The organism is Bradyrhizobium genosp. SA-4 str. CB756 (assembly GCF_000473125.1).
GTDB lineage: Bacteria > Pseudomonadota > Alphaproteobacteria > Rhizobiales > Xanthobacteraceae > Bradyrhizobium > Bradyrhizobium arachidis.
In genome coordinates, this window is the sequence record NZ_KI421499.1 from 1,720,487 (window position 1) to 1,743,853 (window position 23,367).

The following is a 23,367-nucleotide window of genomic DNA, read 5'->3' on the forward strand; positions in this document are numbered from 1 at the left end:
ATGTCGAAGCCGTCAACAAGCCTTCGATTAAAATCGCGTCACGATTTCCGAAAGGAACGGTCGCGGGCGGTCCTCGCTCGGCCTGGTCGGCTTGCCGATATGGATGAAGCCGGCGAGCTTCTCGTCCGGCTTGAGGCCGAGTCCGTCGAGCACGTCGCGGTCGAACGAGAACCAGCCGGTCAGCCAGCAGGCGCCGTAGCCGAGCGCGGTCGCGGCCGTGACGATGTTCATGGCGCTCGCGCCCGCCGATAATTCCTGCTCGAACGCCGGCACCTTGGGATGCGGCCTTGTGAAGCTGACGATGCCGATCACCAGCGGGGCGTCCATCAGGCGATTGCGCTCGGTCTCGACGTCAGCCGCCGGCGCGCCGGGATTCTTCCGCGCAAAGACCTTGGCAATCACCTCGCCGGCGCGCTGGCGCGCGTCGCCCTCGAAGACGATGAAGCGCCAGGGCGCGAGCTTGCCATGATCAGGCACCCGCGCGCCGATGGTGAGGATCGTCTCGAGCTCGGCCGCGGAGGGACCCGGGCCGGTCATCTCGCGCGGCTTGACCGAGCGGCGGGTCTTCAGGAGTTCGATGGCATCGGGCACAGCGGGTTTCCTCATCGGCTGGTCGTCTTCGGGCGTGCAATCCCCAGATAGGGATGCACGCCCGCAACCGAAAGCGAGTTTAGATCGATTTCAGGGATCAGACGGCGCCGCGGGCCCGCCTGACATCCGGCGGGGTCGCCTCGTCGACCAGCGCGGCGATGGCCTCCTCAGTGGTCATCACCTTCTGGCCGTCGCTGCCGAGCCGGCGGACCGAAACCGAATGCGTCTCGGCCTCCTTCTTGCCGACCACGAGCAATGCCGGAATCTTGGCCAGCGAGTGCTCGCGGACCTTGTAGTTGATCTTCTCGTTGCGCAGGTCGATCTCGACCCGCAGCCCGGCGCGCCGCGCCTGTTCCAGCACCTGCTTGGCGTATTCGTCGCCTTCCGAGGTGATGGTCGTGACCACCGCCTGCACCGGCGAGAGCCAGAGCGGGAAGTTGCCGGCAAAGTGCTCGATCAGGATGCCGATATAGCGTTCCATCGAGCCGCAGATCGCGCGGTGCACCATCACCGGCGGCTTCTTGCTGCCGTCATGGTCGATGTAGAACGCGCCGAACCGCTCCGGCAGGTTGAAGTCAACCTGCGTGGTGCCACACTGCCAGTCGCGGCCGATGGCGTCGCGCAGCACGTATTCGAACTTCGGCCCGTAGAAGGCGCCTTCGCCCGGATTGATCTCGGTTTTGATGTGGTTGTTCTGCGTCTGGATCTCGCGCAGCACAGTTGCCATCACGCGCTCGGCGTGATCCCACATCGCATCGGTGCCGACGCGCTTTTCCGGCCGCGTCGACAGCTTCACCGTCAAATCGCCGGTAAAGCCGAAGTCGGCGTAAGTCGACAGGATGAGATCGTTGATCTTCAGACACTCGTCCGCAAGCTGGTCCTCGGTGCAGAAGATGTGTGCGTCGTCCTGGGTGAAGCCGCGCACGCGCATCAAGCCGTGCATGGCGCCGGACGGCTCATAGCGATGCACCACGCCGAACTCGGCGAGGCGCAGCGGCAGGTCGCGGTAGCTCTTCAGGCCGTGCTTGAAGATCTGCACGTGGCCGGGGCAGTTCATCGGCTTCAGCGCAAACCAGCGCTTGTCCTCGGCCTCGTCGCCGGCCGACTGCGCCGCGAACATGTTCTCGCGGTACCAGCCCCAATGGCCCGAGGTCTCCCATAGCACCTTGTCGAGGATCTGCGGTGCGTTGACCTCGTTGTAGTCGCCGGAGAGGCGGCGGCGCATATAGGCGATCAGCTGCTGGAAGATGGTCCAGCCCTTCGGATGCCAGAACACCACGCCCGGACCTTCCTCCTGGAAATGGAAGAGGTCGAGCTCGCGCCCGAGCTTGCGATGGTCGCGCTTCTCGGCTTCCTCGATCTGCTTGAGATAGGCGTCGAGGTCCTCCTGCTTGGCGAAGGCCGTGCCGTAGATGCGGGTCAGCATCGGATTGTTGCTGTCGCCGCGCCAATAGGCGCCGGCCACCTTCATCAGCTTGAAGGCGTTGCCGACCTTGCCGGTCGAGGTCATATGCGGGCCGCGGCACAGATCGAACCAGTCGCCCTGGTAGTAGATCTTGATCGGCTCGTTGCCGGGAATGGCGTCGACCAGTTCGACCTTGAAGGCCTCGCCCTTGTCGCGGAACACCTGCTTGGTCTTCTCGCGGTCCCAGACCTCCTTGGTGAAGGGTTTGTCGCGCGCGATGATCTCGCGCATCTTCTTCTCGATCGCGGCGAAGTCTTCCGGCGTGAACGGCTCGTTGCGGAAGAAGTCGTAATAGAAGCCGTTCTCGATCACGGGGCCGATGGTGACCTGGGTGCCGGGCCACAGCGTCTGCACGGCCTCTGCCAGCACGTGGGCGCAGTCGTGGCGGATCAATTCGAGCGCACGCGGATCGTCGCGGTTGATCAGCTCGATCTTGGCGTCGGCCTCGATGGGATCGTCGAGGTCGGCGACGACGCCGTCGAGCGCCATCGCCACCGTGCGCTTGGCCAGCGACGGCGAGATGCCCTTGGCGATCTCGAGCCCGGTGATGCTCTTGTCATATTGGCGCTGGGCGCCGTCGGGGAAGGTGAGGGTGACTTTGGCGGCGGGGGTCACGGGCTTCAGATTGGAGAGGCTGTACTGGAAGCCAGACTCGGATTTGGGCTGGTCGGACATTGCTTTTCTCCTGAGGCTCACTCCTGCGAACGAGCGCAGGTAAGCGGGAACGAGCGATATATCAGGCGATTCGGCCTGCGCAATCCGGCAATTCCAAGAAAGTGGCGCGCAAAAGCGGGGCCTTGCACCAACTATTTGGCTCAGCGCCCTTTAACTCGTCACAAGCCGCCGCTACATGCGTTTGCATGGAAAATGCCCCCGCCGCCCGGCGCTTTGCGCCGACCGCCCTGATGCTCGGCAATCTCGTCACCGGCTGCTCGGTGCTGGCGCCTGCGGGCATGCTGCCGGAATTGGCGAGCGGGCTCGACGTCACCATCCATGCGGCCGGGCTACTGATCACATTCGGCGCGATCACGCTGTGCATCGGCTCGCCGCTGACGGCGTGGCTGACCAGCCGGATCGAGCGGCGGACGCTGCTCACCACGACGCTCGCCGTGCTCGCCTTTGGCAATCTCGCCTCGGCCTTTGCGCCGGACTACACCAGCCTTCTGGTGATCCGTCTCGTCATGCTCGCGATCGGCGCGCTCTACACGCCGCAGGCAGCCGGCACCGCGGCGATGATCGTGCCGGTGAAGCGGCGTGGCAGCACCATCGCCTATATCTTTCTCGGCTGGTCGCTCGCGGCCGCCGTCGGCCTGCCGCTGATCACCTTCATCGCGAGCCGCTATGGCTGGCGTGCGGCCTATGGCGAGATCGGCGTGCTCGGCTGCGTCAGCTTCGTGCTGTTGCTGATGCGCCTGCCGGGCGGCTTGAAGGGCGTGCCCGTCGACCTGAAGACCTGGGTTGCGGTCGGCCGCAGCAAGGCGATCCTGCTTCTGCTTGCGATCACCATGCTGCAAATGTCCGGGCAGTTCGTGGTGTTCACCTTCATGGGGCCGCTGCTGAAGAAGCTGACCGGGGCAAGCCCCGATGCGATCGGCATGGTGTTCGCCGTCTATGGCGTCTGTGGTTTCCTCGGCGTCGTGATTGCAACCCGCATCGTCGATACCTGGGGACCGTTCCGAACCTCGCTGCTGTTCACCTGCCTGCTGCTTGCGGGGATAACCGGCTGGGCGCTCGGTGCGGGTAGCCTCGTGCTGATGGCGGTCGCGGTGGCGGTCTGGGGTCTCGGCTTCGCCTCGACCAATTCGATGCAGCAGGTCCGCCTGGTCGCGGCCGCGCCGCCGCTGGCATCGGCGACCGTCGCGCTCAACACCTCTGTTCTCTATATCGGCCAGGCGGTCGGCTCCGCCACCGGCGGGCTGCTGTTCGCCCGCGAGCTATTGCACACACTCGGCTTCGTCGCGGTCGGTTTCGTCGTGCTGGCGCTGATCCTGGTGGTCCTGACCCGGCCGGCGGCGGCCGCCACCGCCTGAATTCCAGCGTTTTCCTGTGCGCAAGGTGCTTGGCAAACCGCGCGCCGGAGCGCTAGAAGGCCGGTCATGGGGACCAAAGAGAGTTGACTGAGATGAGGATGATTCTGGCGGTTGCCGCGGTGCTCTATTCAGCCTCCGCGTTTGCGCAGACCGACAAGCCACCCATGGTGGGGGATAAGCCGCTGGTGCAGGTCAAGCCCAAAGGGACCAAGACGGCGGCCGCCACGGCCGCGCCGGCGCCGAAGGGCAAGCCGCAATCGGTCGCGGCGCGGCTCCAGGCCTGCCTCGACATCGACGACGGCACCAAGGACCGCCTCAACTGCTACGACGCGGTGATCCCGCCGGCGCCGAAGCCAAAGCCGGCGAAGGCCAAGGGCTACGCCGATTGCCGTTTCTTCAAGGAAGAGGACGAGCGGCTGGCCTGCTTCAACGGTTTTGCCGAGAGCATTCCGAAGCTGCCCAAGAACTAAGTCCGCAAGCTGGACGGCTAATCGCTGATGCGGCTCAAGACGGCCCTGAAGGCAACGCCCGGCACTTGCAGCGCGGTGCCTTCGAACTCCGCCGTGTTGCCGTCTTCGCGGCCGGCGAGCGTCAGGGTGATCCGGTCGATGCCGAACAGCGGCCTGAAGGCCGGGTCGTCGTTGTGGCGCTGGGTCGCGATCTTGACCTTGATGCTGTCGCCTTCGCCCGTATAGGTGCCGATGAAGGCGAAGGCGGAATTGCCGCCGCGCATCTTGCCATCCACCACATAGACGACGCCGCAGCCGGTTCCGTGAACGGTGTGGAAGTCGACCTTGTACAATCCCTGACGCACGGCTCGTCCCCACAAGAGTCCAATCGCAGCTCGGCCGGCAAATTATGGTCGTCGCCAGCGGAAGCAATCCGGTGACCCCCGGGAATTGTCGGCCGTCAACATCACATTTTGATCAGGCTTGAGACAATTGCAGGCAGCGCAGCCAAATGCCGGCTGGCGCAATATCTCCACCTTTCTCAATTTGACGCGTTTTGTTGACGCGAACCGGTATCGACTTCGCTCGAAAACGCTGCCCTAGCGGCTCGGTGCCGGATTGGTGGAGGCCACCCGCGTGAGCGAGAGCGCCGGCGTCGCCGACATCTTCACCAGCACGTCCTTGAGCGGATCGCGCGTCCAGGCGCGCGTCACATAGTCACGATGTGTGATGCCTTCGCCGGTCTCCACGAACACCACGCTGCCGGGACGCAAGGGGCCATCCATGTCTTCGGAGACGCTGATGCCCTTCTGCCTGAGCATGCTCATCAGCTCGCGGTCGCGTCGTGCGGTGTAGTGCGTGTAGGAGCTGACGAAGAAGCCGGAGCGGTGGCTCTCGATCCATGAGGCGAACTTGTCCATTTCGCCATAGACGGCGTCGAGCAGCACGACGCCACGGACGCGGTCGCTGATGCCGCCGACCTCGAGGCTCCAGGCCGTCGGCAGGAAACCGCCGCTATAGCCGACGATCACGATCGGCATGTTGGCAAAGGCGCGCGCGCTGTTGGGATCGCCGGTGAGGCGGGCGAGGTGGTTCGCCGATTCCTCCATGAAGCGCTTAAAGCCGCCGGCCTGCCAGAACTTGCCGGCACTGGAATCGGCGGCATCGACCGCCATCTGCGGAGCAAGGAGGATCGCGTTGGCGCCGGAATCGGTGATCTGCTGCGGCACCAGCTGCCTGTTGCGCACGTCGCGCTCCAACGTTGCGCCATTTCCGTGGAAGAACACCACGATCACGCCCGGCTTGTGCACGTCGAAATGCTCGGGCACGTGCACCAGCACGCGGCTGTCGCTGTAGGTCTCGTCCTGCCAGTAGACGCGCCCCGAATAGCTGCGGTGGCCGCGGCGGTCGCCCTTGGAGATGTTGAGGAACGGCGCATCGGAGGCGGGGTTGTTGCCGAAATAGGGGAACGCCGACGATTTCATGCTGACGAGCGTCGTCAGGTCGTCACGTGCGGGGCGCTTGAACGGGACCTGAGGCTCGAGCGAGGCGACCTTGTAGGGAGCTTGTTCCGGCTGTTGCTGCACCGCGCGCTTTGGCGAGAAGTCCGACATCTGCCGTTGCAGAAAACTCTCGCTCGCCGACGGGAAGCGCTCCGTGAACTGCGGGGCAGGGAAGCGATCCTCGAAGCTGTCGCCGCCCGCAACCTGCCGGTTGGAGGCCTGTGGATTGGTCTTGGCGACGACCTGATTGGCTTGGACGTTGGTTTGGACGTTGGCCTGCGAGTTCGCCGCGAGCGCTGCCGGATTGGACGCCTTGCCGCATTGAACCAGCGCGAGCGCGAGGGGCACCAAGGCTGAGACCAGACCGATCCGGAGCGCACGGCCGTGCCGACCGGAATTCGTCCGATCGGCACGCGTGTCAGCTCTCACGTTCGGAACGGCCCCGACCATCCACCCATGACCCCAAGGCACTTCAAGTCAATCGGCAAGCTTGAGACAATTGAGCCGACCGGCGTTTAGGTGACGTTAAGCGTCCGGAGAAACTTCCCCACATCCGGAACGCTCAAAAGGACCATGCAATCGTGTCCTGATTGTGGGGGAGGAAAACGGGATTTCCCGGTGTTTGGGCGGGTTTATTGCCCAAGACCATGCATGAAAGGTGTTAATTTACCTATTGCGTTCGCCTCATTTAACCCTTGTTAACCCTGCTTGAATTGACTGGACCAATCTGCACGATGCCTCCGAGGAGGCGCGACGCCTGAGGTTTAAGGACCCCGATGACGGCATCAGATGCGGGTACTGCGCCTTGGACTGGCCGGCTGACCGGACGCGGGTCGGGGGTCTCCGCTCTGGTCGCAACCGCCATCGTCGTTGCCGACATGATCGGGGTCGGCGTGTTCACCAGCCTCGGCTTCCAGGTCAAGGACATCCCGTCCGGCTTCTCGATCCTGCTGCTGTGGACAGTCGGCGGCGTCGTCGCGTTGTGCGGCGTATTCTCCTACAGCGAGCTCGGGGCGATGTTTCCGCGCTCGAGCGGCGAGTACAATTTCCTCGGCCGCGCCTATCATCCCGCCTTCGGCTTTCTCGCCGGCTGGGTCTCGGCGACGGTGGGCTTTGCGGCGCCCGTCGCGCTCGCGGCGATGGCGTTCGGCGAATACGCCAAATCGGTCATCCCCGATCTGCCGCCGATCCCGCTCGCCATCGGCGTGGTGTGGCTGGTCTCGCTCGTGCAGCTGACCGGCGTCAGGCACTCCTCGACCTTCCAGCTGATCTCGACCATTTTGAAGGTCGTGCTGATCGTCGCCTTCCTCGTTGCCGGCTTCATCATCGGCGTGCCGCAGCCGATTGCCTTCACGCCGCAGCCGGGCGATCTCGTGCATATCGTCAGCGCTCCCTTCGCGATCGGGCTCGTGTTCGTGATGTACTCGTTCTCGGGCTGGAACGCCGCGACCTACATCATCGGCGAGATGAACACGCCGCAGCAGAGCCTGCCGCGCGCGCTGCTCGCGGGCACGCTGATCGTGCTGGTGCTGTATGTCGCGCTCAACGCCGTATTCCTCTACTCAACGCCCGTCAGCGCGCTCGCCGGCCAGCTTGACGTCGCCAGCGTCGCCGGCACAGCGATCTTCGGCAGCCTCGGCGGCCGCATCGTCGGTGCCATGATCTGCGTCGGCCTGGTCTCCTCGATCAGCGCGATGATGTGGATCGGCCCGCGCGTGATGATGACGATGGGGGAGGACATTCCGGCGCTGCGCGTGTTCTCGAAGCGGTCGGTCAGCGGCGCGCCGGCCTATGCCATCCTGTTTCAGCTCGCGGTGGCCAACCTGCTGCTGTTCACGCGCAGCTTCGAGGCTGTCCTCGACTTCATCCAGTTCGCGCTGTTGTTCTGCTCGTTCTTCACGGTTGCCGGCGTCATCAAGCTGCGCATCACCAATCCCGAGCTGCCGCGGCCCTATCGCACCTGGGGATACCCGTTCACGCCGCTCGTTTTCCTGCTCGTGACCGCCTTCATGATGTACTACCTGTTGACCGAGCGGCCTATTCAGTCGCTCGCCGGGATGCTCGTCATGGTCTCGGGCTTGTTGATTTATGCTATTTTCCGCAGGCGGCCGGTCGCCGCTGGCACGTCACACAATCGCGAATAGACATGTTTCGACCCATGAGAGTTGCGGCCGTCGCTCTTGCCCTCCTGGCTGCGGCCATCGCGTCGGCGCGTGCGGCCGAGGTCACCTTCGACGACACCGCGCGCTTCCTTGCGGGCATGCAGCCTTCGGCGGATTCGCCGCTGGTGCCGCTCACGAGGGACCCAGGCTGGCAACGCCACGCCAAATTCTTCGACGGCGCCTTCGCCCAGCTCGAGCAGCGCCAGCTCGCGAAGATCCGGAGCTGGGCCGACGTCAATCTGGCCGCGCCCAGGCCGACCATGTTCTATTTGTTCAGCGGACCTGACTTCCTCTACGCTGATGCCTTCTATTCCAAGGCCAGCACCTATGTGCTCGGCGCCCTGGAGCCGGTCGGCACCGTGCCGGATTTGACGCGGTTGCCGCGCGGTTCGGTCGGCGCCGCGCTCTACAACGTCGAGCGCTCGCTCGGCTCGATCCTGAGCTTCTCCTTCTTCATCACCAAGCAGATGAAGGTCGACCTGCACACCAACCAGGTCAGCGGCACCTTGCCGATTCTCTATGTCTTCCTCGCGCGCTCCGGCAAGACCATCCGCAACGTCGAGATGGTCGCGCTCGACAACAAGGGCGGGATGCATGTCGGCAACGACAATCCGGGACCGAGCGCGACGCGCGGCGTCCGCATCACCTTTGCAGGCCCCGATGGGGAAGCCCGCACGCTGTATTATTTCTCCGCCGATCTCTCCAACGCGAGCGCGCGCGCAGCGGGCTTCCTGAGGTTCTGCGAGACGCTCGGGCCCGGCAACAGCCTGCTCAAGAGCGCGTCGTATCTGCTGCACTCCGGCAACTTCACCGTCGCGCGCGACTGGCTGCTCGCCAACAGCGCGACCATCATCCAGGACGATTCCGGCATTCCGCTTGCGAGCTACAGCGCGCGGCAGTGGCGGTTCTTCCCGTTCGGCCGCTATCTCGGACCGATCGACGAATTCCCCGGGCGCTATCAGGAGCGCTACGCCGAATTGTTCACGCGCGCCCAGCCGATCGACTTCGGCGTCGGCTATCGCTGGCGCATGAATGAATCGAATCTGCTGCTGTCGGTGAAGGTGCCGGGCAGCGAAATCGTGCCTGCCGCGGAGGCCACCGCGGAGCCGCCGCCGAGACCACCGCGCCCGAAGCGGCCGCGTCCGCCCGAGCCGATCCCGCCGCCGCCCGGGCGCTTCTTCTGGTTCCGCTAAAGCATGATCCGGAAAAGTGCGAAGCGGTTTTCCGGAAAGATCATGCGTAAACAACAAGCTAAAGCGCGATGACGGTTCATCCAAACCTCATCGCGCTTTAGGCTGTTTGCTGAAATCAGGCGTCAGGGCGTCTGGGCCACGACGACGAGCACTTCCGCTTTCTGTCGGCCGAGGCTCCTGACCTCGTGCGGGGTCTCTCCTGAAAAATACAGGCAATCGCCCTTGCCAAGCGTCAGTTCCTCGCCGTCGAGCTTGATCGCGATCTTGCCGTTGATGACGAACAGTAGTTCCTCGCCGGCATGCGAGGCGCGCGTTGCCGCCTTGTGCGGCGGGCTCAGCAGGAACGGCTCCATCATCTTGCGGGTGCGGCCGGTCGCCAGCGGCACGACACCAAACGTGTCCTGAAACAGCGGGACGTTGCCGCCTTCGCGGCGGAACAGCGTATAGCGCGGCGCGGGCTCGGCGTTCGGATCGAAGAAGTTCGCGACATTGACCTCGAGCGCAGCGGCCATCCGCAGCAGCGCGGCGAGGGAAGGGATCTTCAGGTTGCGCTCGACCAGGGAGATGTAGCCGCGGGTGAGATCGCTCTGCTTGGCAAGCTGGTCCAGCGTCAGGCCCTTGGCAATCCGCGCCTGGCGGATATTGGCCCCGACCGCTGTCGCTTTGCTGACGTCAAGCACGCATGAATCTCCCGAACTGCTGGGGCTTCTTTTGCAACAGATGCCGCCCGACTGCCAGCCCGATGGCGCGGATCGGCCGGTCCGGCTGCCTGCAAGCGTATTCCAATAGAAAACTCCTGCGCGGAAATTTCAGGCAATGACGCGGATAATGTGAGCAGGCTTGCTAGTATATCGCAGAAATTCGCCGAAAATTAGTGCATTTCACACCCTTTGCCGCGATCCACGGCAGTTGCCGCGTTCCGTGGCGTTGATTTCCAATAGTAAACATGATCGATTTTTACCGTCCTGGCTGCCGATGGGCTCCACGGACCGAACCAACTGCTTTTCCCAGGCGCCGGTACCTTTTGGAGAGATCGATGACCGTAGCAGACGACGTAACCCTGAACGTAGCGCCGGACGAGGCGGCGAGCTTGCGACGGATCGTGTGGTCGAGCGTGATCGGCACCGCGGTCGAATGGTACGACTTCCTCATCTACGGCACGGCGACCGCGCTGGTGTTCAACAAGGTCTTCTTCGCCGCCGGCAATCCCACGCTCGCCACCATCGCGGCCTTCGGCACCTATGCCGTTGGCTTCCTGGCGCGGCCGCTTGGAGCGGCGATCTTCGGCCATTACGGCGACCGGGTCGGCCGCAAGGCGATGCTCGCGATCACCATCATGGTGATGGGTATCGGCACCTTCCTGATCGGCCTGCTGCCGACCTACCAACAGATCGGCATCGCCGCGCCGCTGCTGCTGATCGGCCTGCGTTTTCTCCAGGGCATCGGTCTCGGCGGTGAGTGGGGCGGGGCCGTGCTGATGGTGGTCGAGAACTGTCCGACACATCGTCGCGGACTACTCGGCAGCATGGTGCAGGTCGGCAATCCCATCGGCAATCTGGCCGCAATCGGCATGTTCGCGCTGGTGGCGAGCCTGCCGGAAACCGACTTCATGACTTACGGCTGGCGCATTCCGTTCCTGATCTCAATCCTTCTGGTCGGCGTCGGTCTCTACATCCGTCTCAACATGGAGGAGACCGCCGCCTTCCGTCAGGTCCAGGCCAAGAAGGAGGTCGCCAGCATGCCGCTGGTCGAGATCTTCAGGCATCACCGCAGGCCGTTCTTCACCGCGGTCGGTCTGAAGATCTCCGAGATCGCCTATGCCAGCATCGGCGGCGTGTTCGTGATGTCCTACGCCACGGCCAATCTGGGGCTGCCGCGCGCGGTAGTCCTGAACGGTGCGTTCGCCGCATCGCTGGTTGCGCTGTTTGCCATTCCGCTGTTCGGTTGGCTGTCGGACCTCGTCGGCCGCAAGACGATGTTCTATGCGAGTTGCGCCTTCTCGGCGCTGTTTGCCTTCCCGCTGTTCTGGTTGCTCGACACCCGCGATCCCGCCATCGTCGTCTGCACCATCGTGGTCGCGATCACGTTCGGTCAGATGGTGATGTTCGGCATCGGTGCGCCCTGGTATTCCGAGTTGTTCTCCGCGCGGCTGCGCTACAGCGGCGCATCGCTCGGCTTCCAGGTCGGTGCGGCCCTGAGCGGCGGGTTGACGCCGCTGATTGCGGCGTCTCTGATGGCCTGGAGTGGGGGCGCAACCTGGCCGGTCTCGCTCTTGCTCATTGCCTGCGCCGCCATCACCGCGACTGCAACCAGTTTCGCGCCGGAGATGGCGAACAAGGAACTGACCTGATCCCGCGGCGCGTCGCTGCCGGCGGCGCGCCATCGTTCACCCAAGGGGAATTGTCATGCTCGATACCGTCAGTGCCGGCTCGGCGCACAACGCAACACAGCTCGGCTGGACCGGCGTGGTGCGTTTCCTTCATTTCACCCCGCGTGCGTTCCTGCCGATGCGCGCGGCGGAGCAAATCAATCTCGTCGCCGGCCGGGGCATTGAAGGCGATCGCTATATGATCGGCAACGAAGAGGGGTTTTACTCGCACAAGCCGGAGGAGGGCCGGCAGGTCACCCTGTTCGAGCTCGAAACGTTGGTCGCGCTCAAGCGCGACGCCGGCATCGAGCTCAGACCGGAGGAACACCGGCGCAACGTCACGGTCGAGGGCGTGCCGTTGAACCATCTGGTCGGCCGCCGCTTCTGGCTGGGCGAGACCTTGCTGGAGGCGACGCGGCTGTCGGTGCCGTGCCGGCACATCGAGGAGATCACCGGCAAGGCGATCTTCGATCCCCTGATCAACCGCTCCGGCCTTAATTGCAAAATCCTGCAAGGCGGCCTCGTGAAGGTCGGCAACATCGTGCGGAACGCGGCATGAAGGTGCGTCCGATCACGACGGTCAAGACGGTCGTCGCCGACATCGAGGAGGCAGGCCGCGGGATCAAGCTGTTCACCCTGGTCGATCCCGATCGCTGGGAACTACCGCCGTTCAAGCCCGGCGCGCATATCGATCTGCATCTGCCGAACGGGCTCGTGCGTACCTATTCGTTGTGCAACGAGCCCGCCGACAATACGCGCTATGTCATCGCCGTGAAGCGCGAGGCGGAGGGGCGCGGCGGCTCGCGCGTGCTGCACGACGAGGTCAGGCCCGGCGACGTCATCGGCGTCTCGCTGCCGCGCGGCGGCATGACGCCCGATGCGCGCATCGCACGCTATGTGTTCGTGGCCGGCGGCATCGGCGTGACGCCGTTCCTGTCCATGGCACGACATCTTGAGCGAACGGATCAGGCCAGCTTCACACTGCATCTGATCGTGCGCGAGGAGGTGCCGCTGGCCGCGCATCTCGGCGCGCTGATCGAAGAGGGACGCGTCGTCGTGCATCGAACGTCCCGGAGCGGGCGTCCTGATCTCGCGGCGCTCGTTGGAGAGGGTGGGGTAGACACCCTGGTCGCCTGTTGCGGCCCGGAAGGCATGACCAATGATTTCGAGCGGCTAACGGCAGCGTGGCCCGCGGCGAATGTTCATGTCGAGCGCTTCGTCGCGCCGCCACCTGTGATCGATCCGGATGCAAAGCCCTTTACGCTGTTGCTGGCGCGCTCCGGCATGGAGATCGAGGTGCGGGCCGGCCAGACCATGCTGGCCGCGTTGCAGGAAGGCGGCGTCGACGTCGCCACCTCGTGCTGCGGCGGCATCTGCGGCGCCTGCAAAGTCGGTTGGATCGAGGGCAAGCCCGTGCACCGCGACCGCATCCTGTCGCCTTACGAGCGCGAGCGCTATCTCATGGTCTGCGTCGCAGGATCGGACGCCGATCGGCTGGTGCTTGATCTCTGATCTACCAGTGCACGCTCTGGCTCGGCACGATGAAGGCCGTGGAGCTCGGCGGCGTGGCGAAGCTCGTTGCCAGGTACCAGCCGGAGCCGGCCGCGAGCACCAGCAGGGCGATGATAGCGAGCATGTCGAGGGTTCTGGGATCGTGATTATGATGATGCCCGCCGGGACCGGAACGGGGACCAGGCTTGAAGTGAAAATGAGGGCTGATTTTCCAGCGCATTGTTGTTTCCTCCCGGGGGAGCATCACAACAACGCGAGGCGAAAGTTCCGGTTCCGCTCGGGGCAGCGATGCGCAGAGCACCGCAGCAAACGCCGGCATGATCGGAAAAATGCGCGCTCTTTACTGGGCGTTGACGCCGCGCCAGCGGCCGTAGCGCCAGGGCAGATACCAGTGCGCGCCCTGCGGTGCGTTGAGCGGAACGTTGTCGATGCCTGACGTGCCGAACGGGTTGCAGCGGAGCAGGCGCGCCAGCGTCATCCAGCCACCGGCCCAAAGCCCGAACCGCTCGATCGCTTCGTCGCCGTAGACGGAGCAGGTCGGCAGGTGCCGGCAATTGTAGCCGACCAGCGGCGAGAGCGTGTGGCGGTAGAGCCAGATCAGCGCGCGGCCGAATCTGCGTGGGAGCCGGAGTGCGCCCTCGACCGGATTGGAACAATGTTCGCAGGCTGAATGCTTCATGTGCGCTTTGCCGCGACGTTGAGCGAGGTGCTGCACGGTTCCGGTGCAGGGAACCGCAAGCTGTTGTTTGCGCGCCATATTTTACGTGCTTTTTGGGAGCAGTGCAGCAAGTACCTATGGACGATCTGTATTCCCCCGGATACCATTTTTATGACGTCCATGTGTAGACTCATGGAACGCAAAACGGGGCTTGCCTGAATCGCTTTGGGGCTTGGGGAAGGGACCAGTTTGAAACTTCTGACGTCGCTCAATCTTCGCGGCTGGTTGCTTGTGGGAACCGCCGTCTGTGGTATCGCGCTGGCGGGGGCCATCGCGACGTTTGGATCGTCTGCCCGGGCTGGCGCTGCGCTTGAAGAGCGCAAGCTGCCGATGAAGTTCAACTGGGTCGCCTGCGAGCCCAACTGCCGTGGGTGGGTCAGCGCGGTCGGGATCATCACGTCCGATACCCCCAAGGATTTCGAGGAATTCGCGCGCGCGCGTCAGCTTGGCGGCGCCACCGTCGTGCTCGACTCCAGCGGCGGCTCCGTCAACGATGCGATCACGCTCGGCCGGCGCTTCCGCAATCTTGGCCTTCTGACCACGGTCGGGATCAGCGTTCAGAACCGCGGCGGTCCGTCGGCCCGTCCGGCGGTGGCGCCTGAAGCCTATTGCGAATCCATGTGCGTGTTCCTGCTGCTGGCCGGCAAGAAGCGCTACGTGCCCGATGCGGCCCATGTCCGGGTTCACCAGATCTGGATGGGCGACCGGGCCGACGATGCCAAGGCGGCAAGCTACAGCGCGCAGGACCTGATGATCGTGGAACGCGACATCGGCCGGCTCGCCAAATACACCTTTGACATGGGCGGTGCCGGCGATCTGTTGTCGCTCGCGCTCAGCGTGCCGCCGTGGGAAGACCTGCACGAACTCGACGCGGGCGAGCTCAAGCTCACCAATCTCGTGACGACCGATCTCGTGGCCGACGTGCTGCCGCATGTCGACGTCTCCGCGCCGGCAATGGCTGAGCTGGCGCCGAAAACGCAGGCGAGGTTCGGCGCCGAACCGGAGCAGGCGCCACAGGCCGCCAAGTCGACCAAGACGGCGGAAGCCCTGGTGCCGACCGGCAGCGTGGCCACGCCGGCTGCGGCGGTGCAGAAGTAAGCTCCTAAATCCTGGCAAATCATTCCGGGGCGCAGCACGAACCCGGAATCTCGATCGGCAAGCTCTGGATTCCGGGTTCGTCGCTTTGCGACGCCCCGGAATGACACCGATGGAATTAGCCCTGCGCCGCGGCCGGCTGCTTGGCCTTCGCCTCGATCTGGCCGATCGCATCGACCACGGCATCGAAGGTCAGCAGCGTCGAGGCATGCCGCGCCTTGTAGTCGCGGACCGGCTCGAGGAACTTGATCTCTTCCCATTTGCCTTCAGGAGGCGCGCCATTCTCCTTCAGCATCTTGCGAACGGTTTCGCGTAACGCACGGAGTTCGCTCGCGGTCGAGCCGACCACGTGACTTGCCATGATGGATGAAGAGGCTTGGCCGAGCGCGCAGGCCTTCACGTCATGGGCGAAGTCGGTGACGATGTCGCCCTCCATCTTGAGATCGACCTTCACGGTCGAGCCGCACAGCTTGGAGTGGGCGGTGGCGGTGGCATCGGCGTCGGACAACCGCCCGAGGCGCGGAATATTCCCGGCCAGCTCGATGATCCGCTTGTTATAGATGTCGTTCAGCATGTGATGGAGTCCAGCACTTACCTACCGGATCGGCCTTGGCGGCCGCCGCCCAGGGTCCTATATAGGGACGGAACTGGCGGAAAAACAGTCCAGCGGTGCGGTGGGGATGATCCAGACCTGCGCTGCCAGCGTGATGACGCAGGAGCCTTTTTCGTCAAAACTGTTCTCTTCAGGCGTCCGGCGGCTTGCCGCCCCGTCTGCCGGTGACACTCCGGCCGTTGAGGCCGTCGAACGGAGTAGACATGGACGCTACCATCAAATCCATCCGCCCCAACAAGCCCGCTGACCGGCAGCCCGAGAGCCGCCCGGCCGAGCTTGACCCTGCCGAATTCCTCGCGGTCGCCGTCCGCGCCGACCAGCCGCGCCCCGCGCGCGCCGAGGCGGAAGCAGCGGTGAAGACGCTGCTCGCCTATATCGGCGAGAACACCGAGCGCGAGGGGCTGTTGGACACGCCGCGCCGCGTGGTCGAGGCCTTCGACGAGCTCTATCAGGGCTATCACCAGTGCCCGGCCGAGGTGCTCGACCGCACCTTCGGCGAGACCGCCGGCTATGACGACTTCGTGCTGGTGCGCGACATCGAGTTCACCTCGCAGTGCGAGCATCACATGATGCCGTTCTACGGCAAGGCTCACATCGCCTACACGCCGGTGGAACGCGTGGTCGGCCTGTCGAAGCTTGCCCGCCTCACCGACATCTTCGCCCGCCGGCTCCAGACCCAGGAGCATCTGACGGCGCAGATCGCGGCGGCGATCGACGAGATCCTGAAACCCCGCGGCGTTGCAGTGCTGATCGAGGCCGAGCATACCTGCATGTCGGTGCGCGGTGTCGCCAAGCACGGCGCCTCCACCTTCACCAGCCGCTTCACCGGCATGTTCCGCGACAATCCGGCGGAGCAGGCCCGTTTCCTGTCCCTGGTGCGAGGCCTGCAGCGCTGACCTCGCGAATAACTGGCGAGGGTTGCTGTGTCCGCTCACTCCCATGAGATCGAGGAAGGCCTCGCCTACCTCCCCAAGTTCGACGCAGCCGGCCTCGTGACGGTCGTCGCGACCGACATCGTCAGCGGCGACGTGCTCATGGTCGCGCACATGAACGATGAAGCGCTGCGCAAGACGATCGCGACGGGCGAGGCCTGGTACTTCAGCCGCTCGCGCAATGCCTTGTGGCGAAAAGGTGAGACCTCAGGTCAGACCCAACACGTCGTCGAGATGCGCACCGATTGCGATCAGGATGCGGTGTGGATCAAGGTCGAGCAGGTGGGCGCGGCTTGCCACACCGGGCGACGGTCGTGCTTCTATCGCAAGGTCGAAGGCGAGGGCGGTGGCGCCAGGCTGGTCTTCGTAGATGCTGACAGGCTGTTCGATCCAAGCGACGTCTATAAGAAGTAGCCGCCATCATTCCGGGGCGCGCACAGCGCGAGCCTGGAATCCATCGTACGGCATAACGTGCGGTGGAATGGATTCCGGGCTCATCGCTTCGCGATGCCCGGGAATGACTCGGGGGCCGACGGGCGAAGCCCAATTAACCCCGCATTAACCATACCTGTCCCACGGTGAGACGATAGGGCGCCGAATTGCCGGCGCCGCTCAACGCCGCGCGGGGCGGGCACTTCATCATGTCGCTCGACAATTCCAGTGCCACGCAGACGGTCGCTCTCGACCCGACGCGGGCGCGCGTCGCCGGTGCGATCAAGGACGTCTCCAACCGGACCGGCGTCAGCTTCCAGTACATGCTGACCACCGCCAAGATGGAATCGGATTTCGATCCGACGGCGGGCGCCACCACATCGTCGGCGCACGGGCTCTACCAGTTCATCGACCAGACCTGGCTCGGCACCGTGAAGGAGGCGGGCGCCCAGCTCGGCTATGGCAACTACGCCAACGCCATCACCAGGACCTCGTCCGGCGGCTACACCGTCGACGATCCCTTCATGAAGCGGTCGATCATGAAGCTGCGGGACGATCCGGAAGCCGCATCCAGCATGGCGGCGGCGCTGACGCAGTCGAACAGTTTCAAGCTGACCGGTCTGCTCGGCCGCAGGCCGTCCGACAGCGAGCTCTACATGGCCCATTTCATGGGCGTCGGCGGAGCGGCAAAACTGATCGCCAATGCCGAGGACAACCCGCAGGCCGTCGGCGCGCGGCTGTTTCCCAATGCGGCCTCCGCCAACCGCTCGATCTTCTACGCCGGAGACGGCCGCGCCCGCAGCGTCTCGGAAGTCTATTCGGTGCTCGACGCGCGCTACGCCAGCGCGGCGAATTCGAAACTCACTCGCAGCGCGATGGCGATGTATGGCGACACGCCGTCGACCACGCAGGTCGCAAGCGCCAATGGCATGCAGCCGACCGCGCCCGTCATCGACAACGCCGCTTATCTCCAGACTTTTCCCGATGCACGCGGTGTCACGCCAGTGAGCACGATATCGTCGACGACGGTTGCGGATAACACGCCGGTCACCCCCGCATTCCGCTCGATCTATCAGCCAGGCGACATCACGCAGCCGGTCTCGACCACGGTGCAGAAATTGTGGGGCAACAACGCCTCGGTCGCTTCCGTGACGCCTGACGTGCGTCCGCCGCAACCGCTCGATCTCTTCAGCGATCGCAGCGGCACCTTCTCGAGCTAGTCAGCGCACCTCTACGTGCTGCGCAGCGTGCGGCCGCCGTCTTTGTTCCCTTAACAAAACGTCAATGAAACCAGCCAGTTATGGTGAACGCTTTGTTAAGCGTCGTGGTTTATTTTGTGTTGCAGGTGACGAGCCGTCACCATTTTTGTTTGTTGTGTAAGCCGGAAGCAGCATGATCGTTCGGCAGTTCATCAATTGGATCAGGACCGCGCCCGCTGGCGAGCGGGCGGAGGCGACGCGGGCGTTGGCCCGGGCCTGGCTGATCTCAGACCTTTCGACAGACGACCGCGTCGCCGCCGAAGGCGCGCTGCTGATGCAGCTCGACGATCCCTCGCCGCTGGTGCGGCAGGCGATGGCCGAGGCGTTTGCGCGCAGTCTCGATGCGCCGGCCGCGATCGTGCGGGCGCTGTCGGCAGACCAGCCGACCGTCGCGCTGCCCGTGCTCGAACATTCACCGCTGCTGATCGACGCCGATCTCGTCGACATCGTTGCCACCGGCAATGACGAGGTGCAGTGCGCGGTCGCCCGCCGCATCGCGCTGCCGGTGTCGGTCTGCGCGGCGATCGCCGAAGTCGGCTGCGCGGCGTCGGCGCTCGAACTGATCGAAAATCCCCATGCCGAGCTGGCGCCGTTCTCGTGGAATCGCATCGTCGAGCGTCACGGCCATCTCGCCGCGATCCGCGAGGCGATGCTGGTGCTGGAGGATCTGCCGGCGGCAACGCGTGCCGCGCTGGTGGCAAAGCTGTCCGAGACGCTGGCGCAATTCGTCGTCGCCCGGAACTGGCTGAGCGCCGACCGCGCCGAGCGCGTGACGATCGAGGCGCGCGACCGCTCCACCATGAACATCGCGGCGCGCTCGCGCGGCGAGGACATGCAGGGTCTGGTGCATCACCTCCGTGTCACCGGCCAGCTGACCGCCGGTCTCATTCTGCGCGCGCTGCTGTCGAGCAATCTCGATTTGTTCGACGCGGCGCTGGCCGAGCTCGCCGATCTGCCGCTGGCGCGTGTCTCCGCGCTGCTGCACGACCGCGGCGGCAACAGCCTGCATGCGCTGCTCCGCCGCGCCGGCTTGCCCGAGGCGACGTTCGCCGCGTTCCAGGTGGCGCTCGATGCCTGCCACGAGCAGGGCTTTGTCGACAGCGACGACGGTGCGGCGCGGCTGCGCCGGCGCATGGTCGAGCGCGTGCTGACCCATTGCGAGACCGACCGCGGCGCCGCCGAGCCGCTGATGGTGCTGCTCCGCCGCTTCGCGACGGAATCGGCGCGCGAGGAGGCGCGGCTGTTCTGCGACGAGATCGTCGCGGACGATGCGATCGATCCGGTGTACGATGATCTGATTGCCGCCTAGCGAGATGCCGTAGGGTGGGCAAAGGCGCAAAGCGCCGTGCCCACCACCTATCTGTACAATTCGAGCTGATTGGTGGGCACGCTTCGCTTTGCCCACCCTACGATACGGATCGTGCAGATAGAGACGAGTCTTACTCCACCGGCACGATGCTCGGCGCGAGGATTGCCTCGAGATGCTCGGGGCGGTCGCGGTTGACCTGGGCGAGATAATCGTCGGCGACCTTGCGCAGACGGCGGCTGAGCTCGGCGGAGACGCTGATCCTGTCGAGCTGGGTGTTCTCGTGCACGATGGCGAGAATCGCGTTGATGTGGTGGGTGAACAGTTCGGCCGGCACCTTTTCCAGATCGGGCGCGTGCTCGATGACGCGGCACAGGCTCTCGGCGACTCCCGCGGCCGCCGGAAATCCGAACGTCGCGGCATCGCCCTTGATGTCATGCGCGGCGCGGAACAGCTCGTCGCGCCGCTCCTTGGTGAAGCTGTCATGGCGGATGGCGACGTAGGCGGCCGACAGGCGGTTGACCTCGGTCGTCATCCAGTCCTTGAACTCGCCGGACAGACCCGCGAGCGCCTGCTCGGCGCGACCGATCGGATCGTCCATGTCCTGGTCTTCGACACGGCGCAGAACCTTGCGCAGCGGATTGGGCTGCGTGATGACTTGATGCGTGGCGAAGGCCGTGACCTCGATGTCCTTTGCGCTGTTCTTCGCCATGATGCCGGCCCCGTGTGAGACGTTGCGCTAGATGGAGGACCGGGCCTTGTCGAGCAGCGAGGGCTGCTGGAGCACCTCGTGTTTTTCGCCGACGCGGCGCTCGGGGCCCATATAGGCGGAGTTGGTGTTGCGACGCCGGTCCGGACCGAAATAGGTCTTGGTCTTGATGAAGGGCCGGGGATTGGCGACGACGTTGAGGATGCGCTGGTAGAGGCCTTTCGCCGAGATCGGCTTGGCCAGGAATTCGGTGACACCGGCATCGCGCGCGACGGTGACGCGGCGCTTCTCGGAGTGGCCGGTCAGCATGATGATCGGCGCGTAAGGATTGCCCTTGGACTCCGGCTGCCGGATCATCTGCGCGAGCTCGAGCCCGTCGAAGATCGGCATCGCCCAGTCGGTGATGACGATATCGGGGACGTAATGGCTGTACATTTCCAGCGCCGTGGCGCCGTCCTCGGCCTCGTAAACTTCGCGCGCGCCGAACGAATGCAGCAGCGTCCGCAGGATGCGGCGCATGTGCGGATTGTCGTCGCAGACGAGGAAGCGCAGTTTGTTGAAATCGATGCGGAACATGACGCCCGGGCCAAAGCGGTCAACCTTCGTTAACCATATCGCGTCGGGGGTTAATGAACGGTTGCGCTTGCATCTCGCGGCGGATCGGAAGAAGGGCTGTGTGATATCGTAATTCTGACATTTTTTATCGTAAAACAATAAAAATACTTAATCGAGCGGGAGCATCGTCCAATGAGCGTGATCGCGTTTCCCTATCCCGTGCCGGCCGAGCCGCGATTGCGGTGGATCGGACGGATCGTCGCCGTCGGCGCGCTCGTCTGCGTCGCGGGCGCGGTGATTGCGGTGCCGCTGCTCTGGTCGAGCGACGAGGTGCTTCGGCACTGGATCGCCACCCAGTCCCCGCTGGGGGCGCAGCCCTTCACCCTCAATCCCGGCACGCGCTTCGCCGGTGCGCTGATCAGCCTGATCGGCCTTGCGCCTGTTCTCTACGCCTTGTTGCAGCTCTCGATGCTGTTCTCCCGTTTCGCGCGCGGCGAGGTCTTCGTGACCGAGAACGCCTGGCGCATCCGCCGGATGGGCCTTGCGCTGATCGTGGGCGCGCTGATCTCGCCGCTGGTGCAGATGCTCACGACGGTCAATCTGACGCGGGCCAACCAGCCCGGCCAGATCGTGGTGATGTTCGGCATCGATCAGTCGCATGCGCTGTCGGTGCTGAGCGGGCTTGCGCTCATCGCCTTCGCGACCGTGATGGTGGATGCTGTTCGCTTGTGGCACGAGAACAGCGAGATCATCTGACCATGCCGATCGTCGTCAATCTCGACGTCATGCTCGCCAGGCGCAAAATCAGGTCCCGTGAGCTTGCGGCCCGCATCGAGCTCACGGAAGCGAACGTCTCCCTGCTGAAATCGGGCAAGGTGCGTGGCATCCGCTTCGATACGCTCGAGCGGATCTGCGCCGTGCTCGACTGCCAGCCCGGCGATATCCTGGAATACGTCCCTGACAATGCGGACGATGCGTTGGAGCCTCGCACGGCCGGCCGGAAATCGGCCTAGCCAACTCGTTAATCCAGACCGGAGAAGCCTGCGATGAACGGCCTTGCGCGCGTTCTTGCGAGCGCGGCTGCGCTCATGCTTGGCGGATGCGGCTCGGTGCCGCTGACGTCGATCCCGCCGCTCGCCCGCATCGATGCCAGGACGACGGATCTGTCGATGCTGCGCGTCGCCGTGCAATTGCCCGACGCGCTGCGGCCGCGTTCGGGCGGGGTCAAGCTCGACGTCGTCACCAAGCTGGCGGGGGAGGCTGAGGCCAAGACGAGCTTCGCCATGATGGAGCTGAGCGCACGCGAGCGGGGCGGCTTGCCTGCCCAGCCACAGAACTCCTCCATCTACGCCTTTCGCTTGTCGCCGGAAGATGCCGCGCGCTTCGAGGCGTTGCGCGCCTCGATGGTCGAGCAGGGGAGGAACGGTAAGCGCGGATCGATGGGACTTGGCGTCGCCGCCAAGGAATTCTGCCGCACGAATGCGGGCCCGCAGGCCTCGCTGCTGGTGACGATCTATCTGATGACATCGGAGACGAAGAGCTTCGTTCCGGTCGTCAGGGATTTTGACCTGCTGAGCGATCCCGCCATGGCGGGAGGCCTGGACGCGGTTCAGCCCTGCGGCCAGTGAGCTGGGGATCAGTAGCCGAACTGCTCGCGCAGGATGCGCTCTTCCAGGCTATGGCCGGGATCGAACAGCATGCGCATCGAGATGGACCTGTCCGAGAGCACCTCGACGCGGCGGACCCTCCGGACCTCTTCATGGTCGGCGACGGCCGCGACCGGGCGCTTGTCGTCCTCCAGCACCTCGATCACGACATAGGCGCTGTTGGGCAGCAGGGCGCCGCGCCAGCGCCGCGGCCGGAAGGCGCTGATCGGTGTCAGTGCAAGGAGCGCCGCGTTGATCGGCAGGATCGGGCCTTGCGCCGACAGATTGTAGGCAGTCGAACCTGCGGGCGTCGCGACAATGATGCCATCGGCGATCAACTCGGGCATGCGCTCGCGCTCGTCGATCAGGATGCGCAGGCGTGCGGCCTGGTAGGTCTGCCGGAACAGGTAGACCTCGTTGATGGCGTGATGCAGGTGCACGCGGTCGTTGGCGTCCGTCGCGCGCATCAGGAGCGGGTTGATCTCGGTCTCATGCGCCGCCGCGAGTCTCGCGCGCAGATCGTGCGTCGAATACTCGTTCATCAGGAAGCCGACGGTGCCGCGGTGCATGCCGTAGATCGGCTTTCCCGTGCGCATGTTCCGGTGCAGCGTCTGAAGCATCAGCCCGTCGCCGCCGAGCGCGACCACGACGTCGGCATCTTGCGGATCGCAATTGCCATAGTCCTTGGTGAGCTGGTTGAAGGCGGTCTGCGCCTCGTTACTTGGGCTCGCCACGAAGGCGATCCGGTCATATCGCATGGGCTTGGTCATGGCTTCCGGCAAGGCCGCTGGCTGGAGAAAGTTCCGCCCGGCTCGTCTATACGACCTGGG

At 64.6% G+C, this 23,367-nt stretch carries 26 protein-coding genes; 15 read left to right on the top strand and 11 right to left on the bottom strand.

Going from position 1 to position 23,367, the window contains the following annotated elements:
* Positions 1-27: 27 nt before the first annotated feature.
* Entirely contained in the window at positions 28-591 is a 564-nt protein-coding gene (locus tag BRAGE_RS0108370) for a nitroreductase family protein (RefSeq protein ID WP_027560048.1), read from the bottom strand.
* Between the two features lie 97 nt (positions 592-688).
* Positions 689-2,731 carry a threonine--tRNA ligase gene (thrS, locus tag BRAGE_RS0108375; RefSeq protein ID WP_051377732.1) on the bottom strand — a complete coding sequence of 681 codons (2,043 nt, stop codon included), beginning with the start codon at positions 2,729-2,731 and terminating at the stop codon, positions 689-691.
* A gap of 185 nt (positions 2,732-2,916) precedes the next feature.
* Here thrS and BRAGE_RS0108380 point away from each other — a divergent pair, with 185 nt between their 5' ends.
* Entirely contained in the window at positions 2,917-4,086 is a 1,170-nt protein-coding gene (locus tag BRAGE_RS0108380) for an MFS transporter (protein WP_027560046.1), read from the top strand.
* 92 nt (positions 4,087-4,178) lie between these two features.
* The gene (locus tag BRAGE_RS0108385) at positions 4,179-4,556 is read left to right on the top strand and encodes a hypothetical protein (RefSeq protein WP_027560045.1); all 378 of its coding nucleotides are present in this window, start codon (positions 4,179-4,181) and stop codon (positions 4,554-4,556) included.
* A 17-nt stretch (positions 4,557-4,573) separates the two neighbouring features.
* Here the strand turns inward: BRAGE_RS0108385 and BRAGE_RS0108390 are convergent, their stop codons facing one another.
* A complete protein-coding gene (locus BRAGE_RS0108390; RefSeq protein WP_027560044.1) occupies positions 4,574-4,900 on the bottom strand; it encodes a GrlR family regulatory protein in 327 nt (108 codons plus the stop codon).
* 234 nt (positions 4,901-5,134) lie between these two features.
* Positions 5,135-6,487: a hypothetical protein gene (locus tag BRAGE_RS0108395; protein WP_027560043.1), complete on the bottom strand. Its 1,353-nt coding sequence runs from the start codon at positions 6,485-6,487 to the stop codon at positions 5,135-5,137.
* Positions 6,488-6,813: 326 nt separating this feature from the next.
* Here BRAGE_RS0108395 and BRAGE_RS0108400 point away from each other — a divergent pair, with 326 nt between their 5' ends.
* Both BRAGE_RS0108400 and BRAGE_RS0108405 read left to right on the top strand, forming a co-directional pair.
* Positions 6,814-8,181 carry an APC family permease gene (locus BRAGE_RS0108400; protein WP_027560042.1) on the top strand — a complete coding sequence of 456 codons (1,368 nt, stop codon included), beginning with the start codon at positions 6,814-6,816 and terminating at the stop codon, positions 8,179-8,181.
* 2 nt (positions 8,182-8,183) lie between these two features.
* Positions 8,184-9,392: a hypothetical protein gene (locus BRAGE_RS0108405; RefSeq protein ID WP_108914439.1), complete on the top strand. Its 1,209-nt coding sequence runs from the start codon at positions 8,184-8,186 to the stop codon at positions 9,390-9,392.
* A 122-nt stretch (positions 9,393-9,514) separates the two neighbouring features.
* Here BRAGE_RS0108405 and BRAGE_RS0108410 read toward each other — a convergent pair whose 3' ends face one another.
* Entirely contained in the window at positions 9,515-10,072 is a 558-nt protein-coding gene (locus BRAGE_RS0108410) for a helix-turn-helix domain-containing protein (RefSeq protein ID WP_027560040.1), read from the bottom strand.
* Positions 10,073-10,428: 356 nt separating this feature from the next.
* Between BRAGE_RS0108410 and BRAGE_RS0108415 the strand changes: the two genes are divergently transcribed.
* The 3 genes from BRAGE_RS0108415 to BRAGE_RS0108425 are packed head-to-tail and all read left to right on the top strand — an operon-like array spanning position 10,429 to position 13,272.
* Positions 10,429-11,742 carry an MFS transporter gene (locus tag BRAGE_RS0108415; protein ID WP_027560039.1) on the top strand — a complete coding sequence of 438 codons (1,314 nt, stop codon included), beginning with the start codon at positions 10,429-10,431 and terminating at the stop codon, positions 11,740-11,742.
* Between the two features lie 55 nt (positions 11,743-11,797).
* Entirely contained in the window at positions 11,798-12,319 is a 522-nt protein-coding gene (locus BRAGE_RS0108420; RefSeq protein WP_027560038.1) for an MOSC domain-containing protein, read from the top strand.
* Positions 12,316-13,272, top strand: coding sequence for a PDR/VanB family oxidoreductase (locus BRAGE_RS0108425; RefSeq protein WP_027560037.1), 957 nt, complete (start codon positions 12,316-12,318; stop codon positions 13,270-13,272). Before BRAGE_RS0108420 ends, BRAGE_RS0108425 begins: the two co-directional genes overlap by 4 nt.
* Before the next feature lies 1 nt (position 13,273).
* Here BRAGE_RS0108425 and BRAGE_RS0108430 read toward each other — a convergent pair whose 3' ends face one another.
* The gene (locus tag BRAGE_RS0108430) at positions 13,274-13,492 is read right to left on the bottom strand and encodes a hypothetical protein (RefSeq protein ID WP_027560036.1); all 219 of its coding nucleotides are present in this window, start codon (positions 13,490-13,492) and stop codon (positions 13,274-13,276) included.
* 120 nt (positions 13,493-13,612) lie between these two features.
* A complete protein-coding gene (gene yidD, locus BRAGE_RS0108435) occupies positions 13,613-13,951 on the bottom strand; it encodes a membrane protein insertion efficiency factor YidD (protein WP_027560035.1) in 339 nt (112 codons plus the stop codon).
* Between the two features lie 228 nt (positions 13,952-14,179).
* On the opposite strand from yidD, the gene BRAGE_RS0108445 reads away from it, so the two are divergent.
* Positions 14,180-15,088 carry a hypothetical protein gene (locus BRAGE_RS0108445; RefSeq protein ID WP_027560033.1) on the top strand — a complete coding sequence of 303 codons (909 nt, stop codon included), beginning with the start codon at positions 14,180-14,182 and terminating at the stop codon, positions 15,086-15,088.
* Between the two features lie 115 nt (positions 15,089-15,203).
* Here BRAGE_RS0108445 and BRAGE_RS0108450 read toward each other — a convergent pair whose 3' ends face one another.
* Complete coding sequence (locus BRAGE_RS0108450) at positions 15,204-15,659, bottom strand: iron-sulfur cluster assembly scaffold protein (protein WP_027560032.1); 456 nt, start codon at positions 15,657-15,659, stop codon at positions 15,204-15,206.
* A gap of 242 nt (positions 15,660-15,901) precedes the next feature.
* Here BRAGE_RS0108450 and folE point away from each other — a divergent pair, with 242 nt between their 5' ends.
* From folE to BRAGE_RS0108470, 4 genes are all read left to right on the top strand, one after another.
* Positions 15,902-16,594 carry a GTP cyclohydrolase I FolE gene (folE, locus tag BRAGE_RS0108455; protein ID WP_027560031.1) on the top strand — a complete coding sequence of 231 codons (693 nt, stop codon included), beginning with the start codon at positions 15,902-15,904 and terminating at the stop codon, positions 16,592-16,594.
* A gap of 27 nt (positions 16,595-16,621) precedes the next feature.
* Entirely contained in the window at positions 16,622-17,044 is a 423-nt protein-coding gene (hisI, locus tag BRAGE_RS0108460; protein WP_027560030.1) for a phosphoribosyl-AMP cyclohydrolase, read from the top strand.
* A 185-nt stretch (positions 17,045-17,229) separates the two neighbouring features.
* A complete protein-coding gene (locus BRAGE_RS0108465) occupies positions 17,230-18,282 on the top strand; it encodes a transglycosylase (RefSeq protein ID WP_027560029.1) in 1,053 nt (350 codons plus the stop codon).
* 172 nt (positions 18,283-18,454) lie between these two features.
* A complete protein-coding gene (locus BRAGE_RS0108470; RefSeq protein WP_027560028.1) occupies positions 18,455-19,630 on the top strand; it encodes a DUF2336 domain-containing protein in 1,176 nt (391 codons plus the stop codon).
* Between the two features lie 130 nt (positions 19,631-19,760).
* Here the strand turns inward: BRAGE_RS0108470 and BRAGE_RS0108475 are convergent, their stop codons facing one another.
* Entirely contained in the window at positions 19,761-20,339 is a 579-nt protein-coding gene (locus BRAGE_RS0108475) for an Hpt domain-containing protein (RefSeq protein WP_027560027.1), read from the bottom strand.
* Positions 20,340-20,366: 27 nt separating this feature from the next.
* On the bottom strand, positions 20,367-20,912 hold the full coding sequence (locus tag BRAGE_RS0108480) for a response regulator (protein ID WP_008549760.1): 546 nt from the start codon (positions 20,910-20,912) through the stop codon (positions 20,367-20,369).
* 171 nt (positions 20,913-21,083) lie between these two features.
* Between BRAGE_RS0108480 and BRAGE_RS0108485 the strand changes: the two genes are divergently transcribed.
* Genes BRAGE_RS0108485 through BRAGE_RS0108495 form a run of 3 tightly spaced genes read left to right on the top strand, consistent with a single transcriptional unit; the run spans position 21,084 to position 22,519 of the window.
* The gene (locus tag BRAGE_RS0108485; RefSeq protein ID WP_027560026.1) at positions 21,084-21,647 is read left to right on the top strand and encodes a DUF2975 domain-containing protein; all 564 of its coding nucleotides are present in this window, start codon (positions 21,084-21,086) and stop codon (positions 21,645-21,647) included.
* 2 nt (positions 21,648-21,649) lie between these two features.
* Positions 21,650-21,904, top strand: coding sequence for a helix-turn-helix domain-containing protein (locus BRAGE_RS48000; RefSeq protein WP_051377734.1), 255 nt, complete (start codon positions 21,650-21,652; stop codon positions 21,902-21,904).
* Between the two features lie 33 nt (positions 21,905-21,937).
* Positions 21,938-22,519 (top strand): hypothetical protein, encoded by a 582-nt coding sequence (locus BRAGE_RS0108495; RefSeq protein ID WP_027560025.1) that lies wholly within the window; start codon positions 21,938-21,940, stop codon positions 22,517-22,519.
* Between the two features lie 8 nt (positions 22,520-22,527).
* On the opposite strand, the gene BRAGE_RS0108500 is transcribed toward BRAGE_RS0108495, so the two are convergent.
* Positions 22,528-23,307 (bottom strand): NAD kinase, encoded by a 780-nt coding sequence (locus tag BRAGE_RS0108500; RefSeq protein ID WP_027560024.1) that lies wholly within the window; start codon positions 23,305-23,307, stop codon positions 22,528-22,530.
* Positions 23,308-23,367 lie beyond the last annotated feature (60 nt).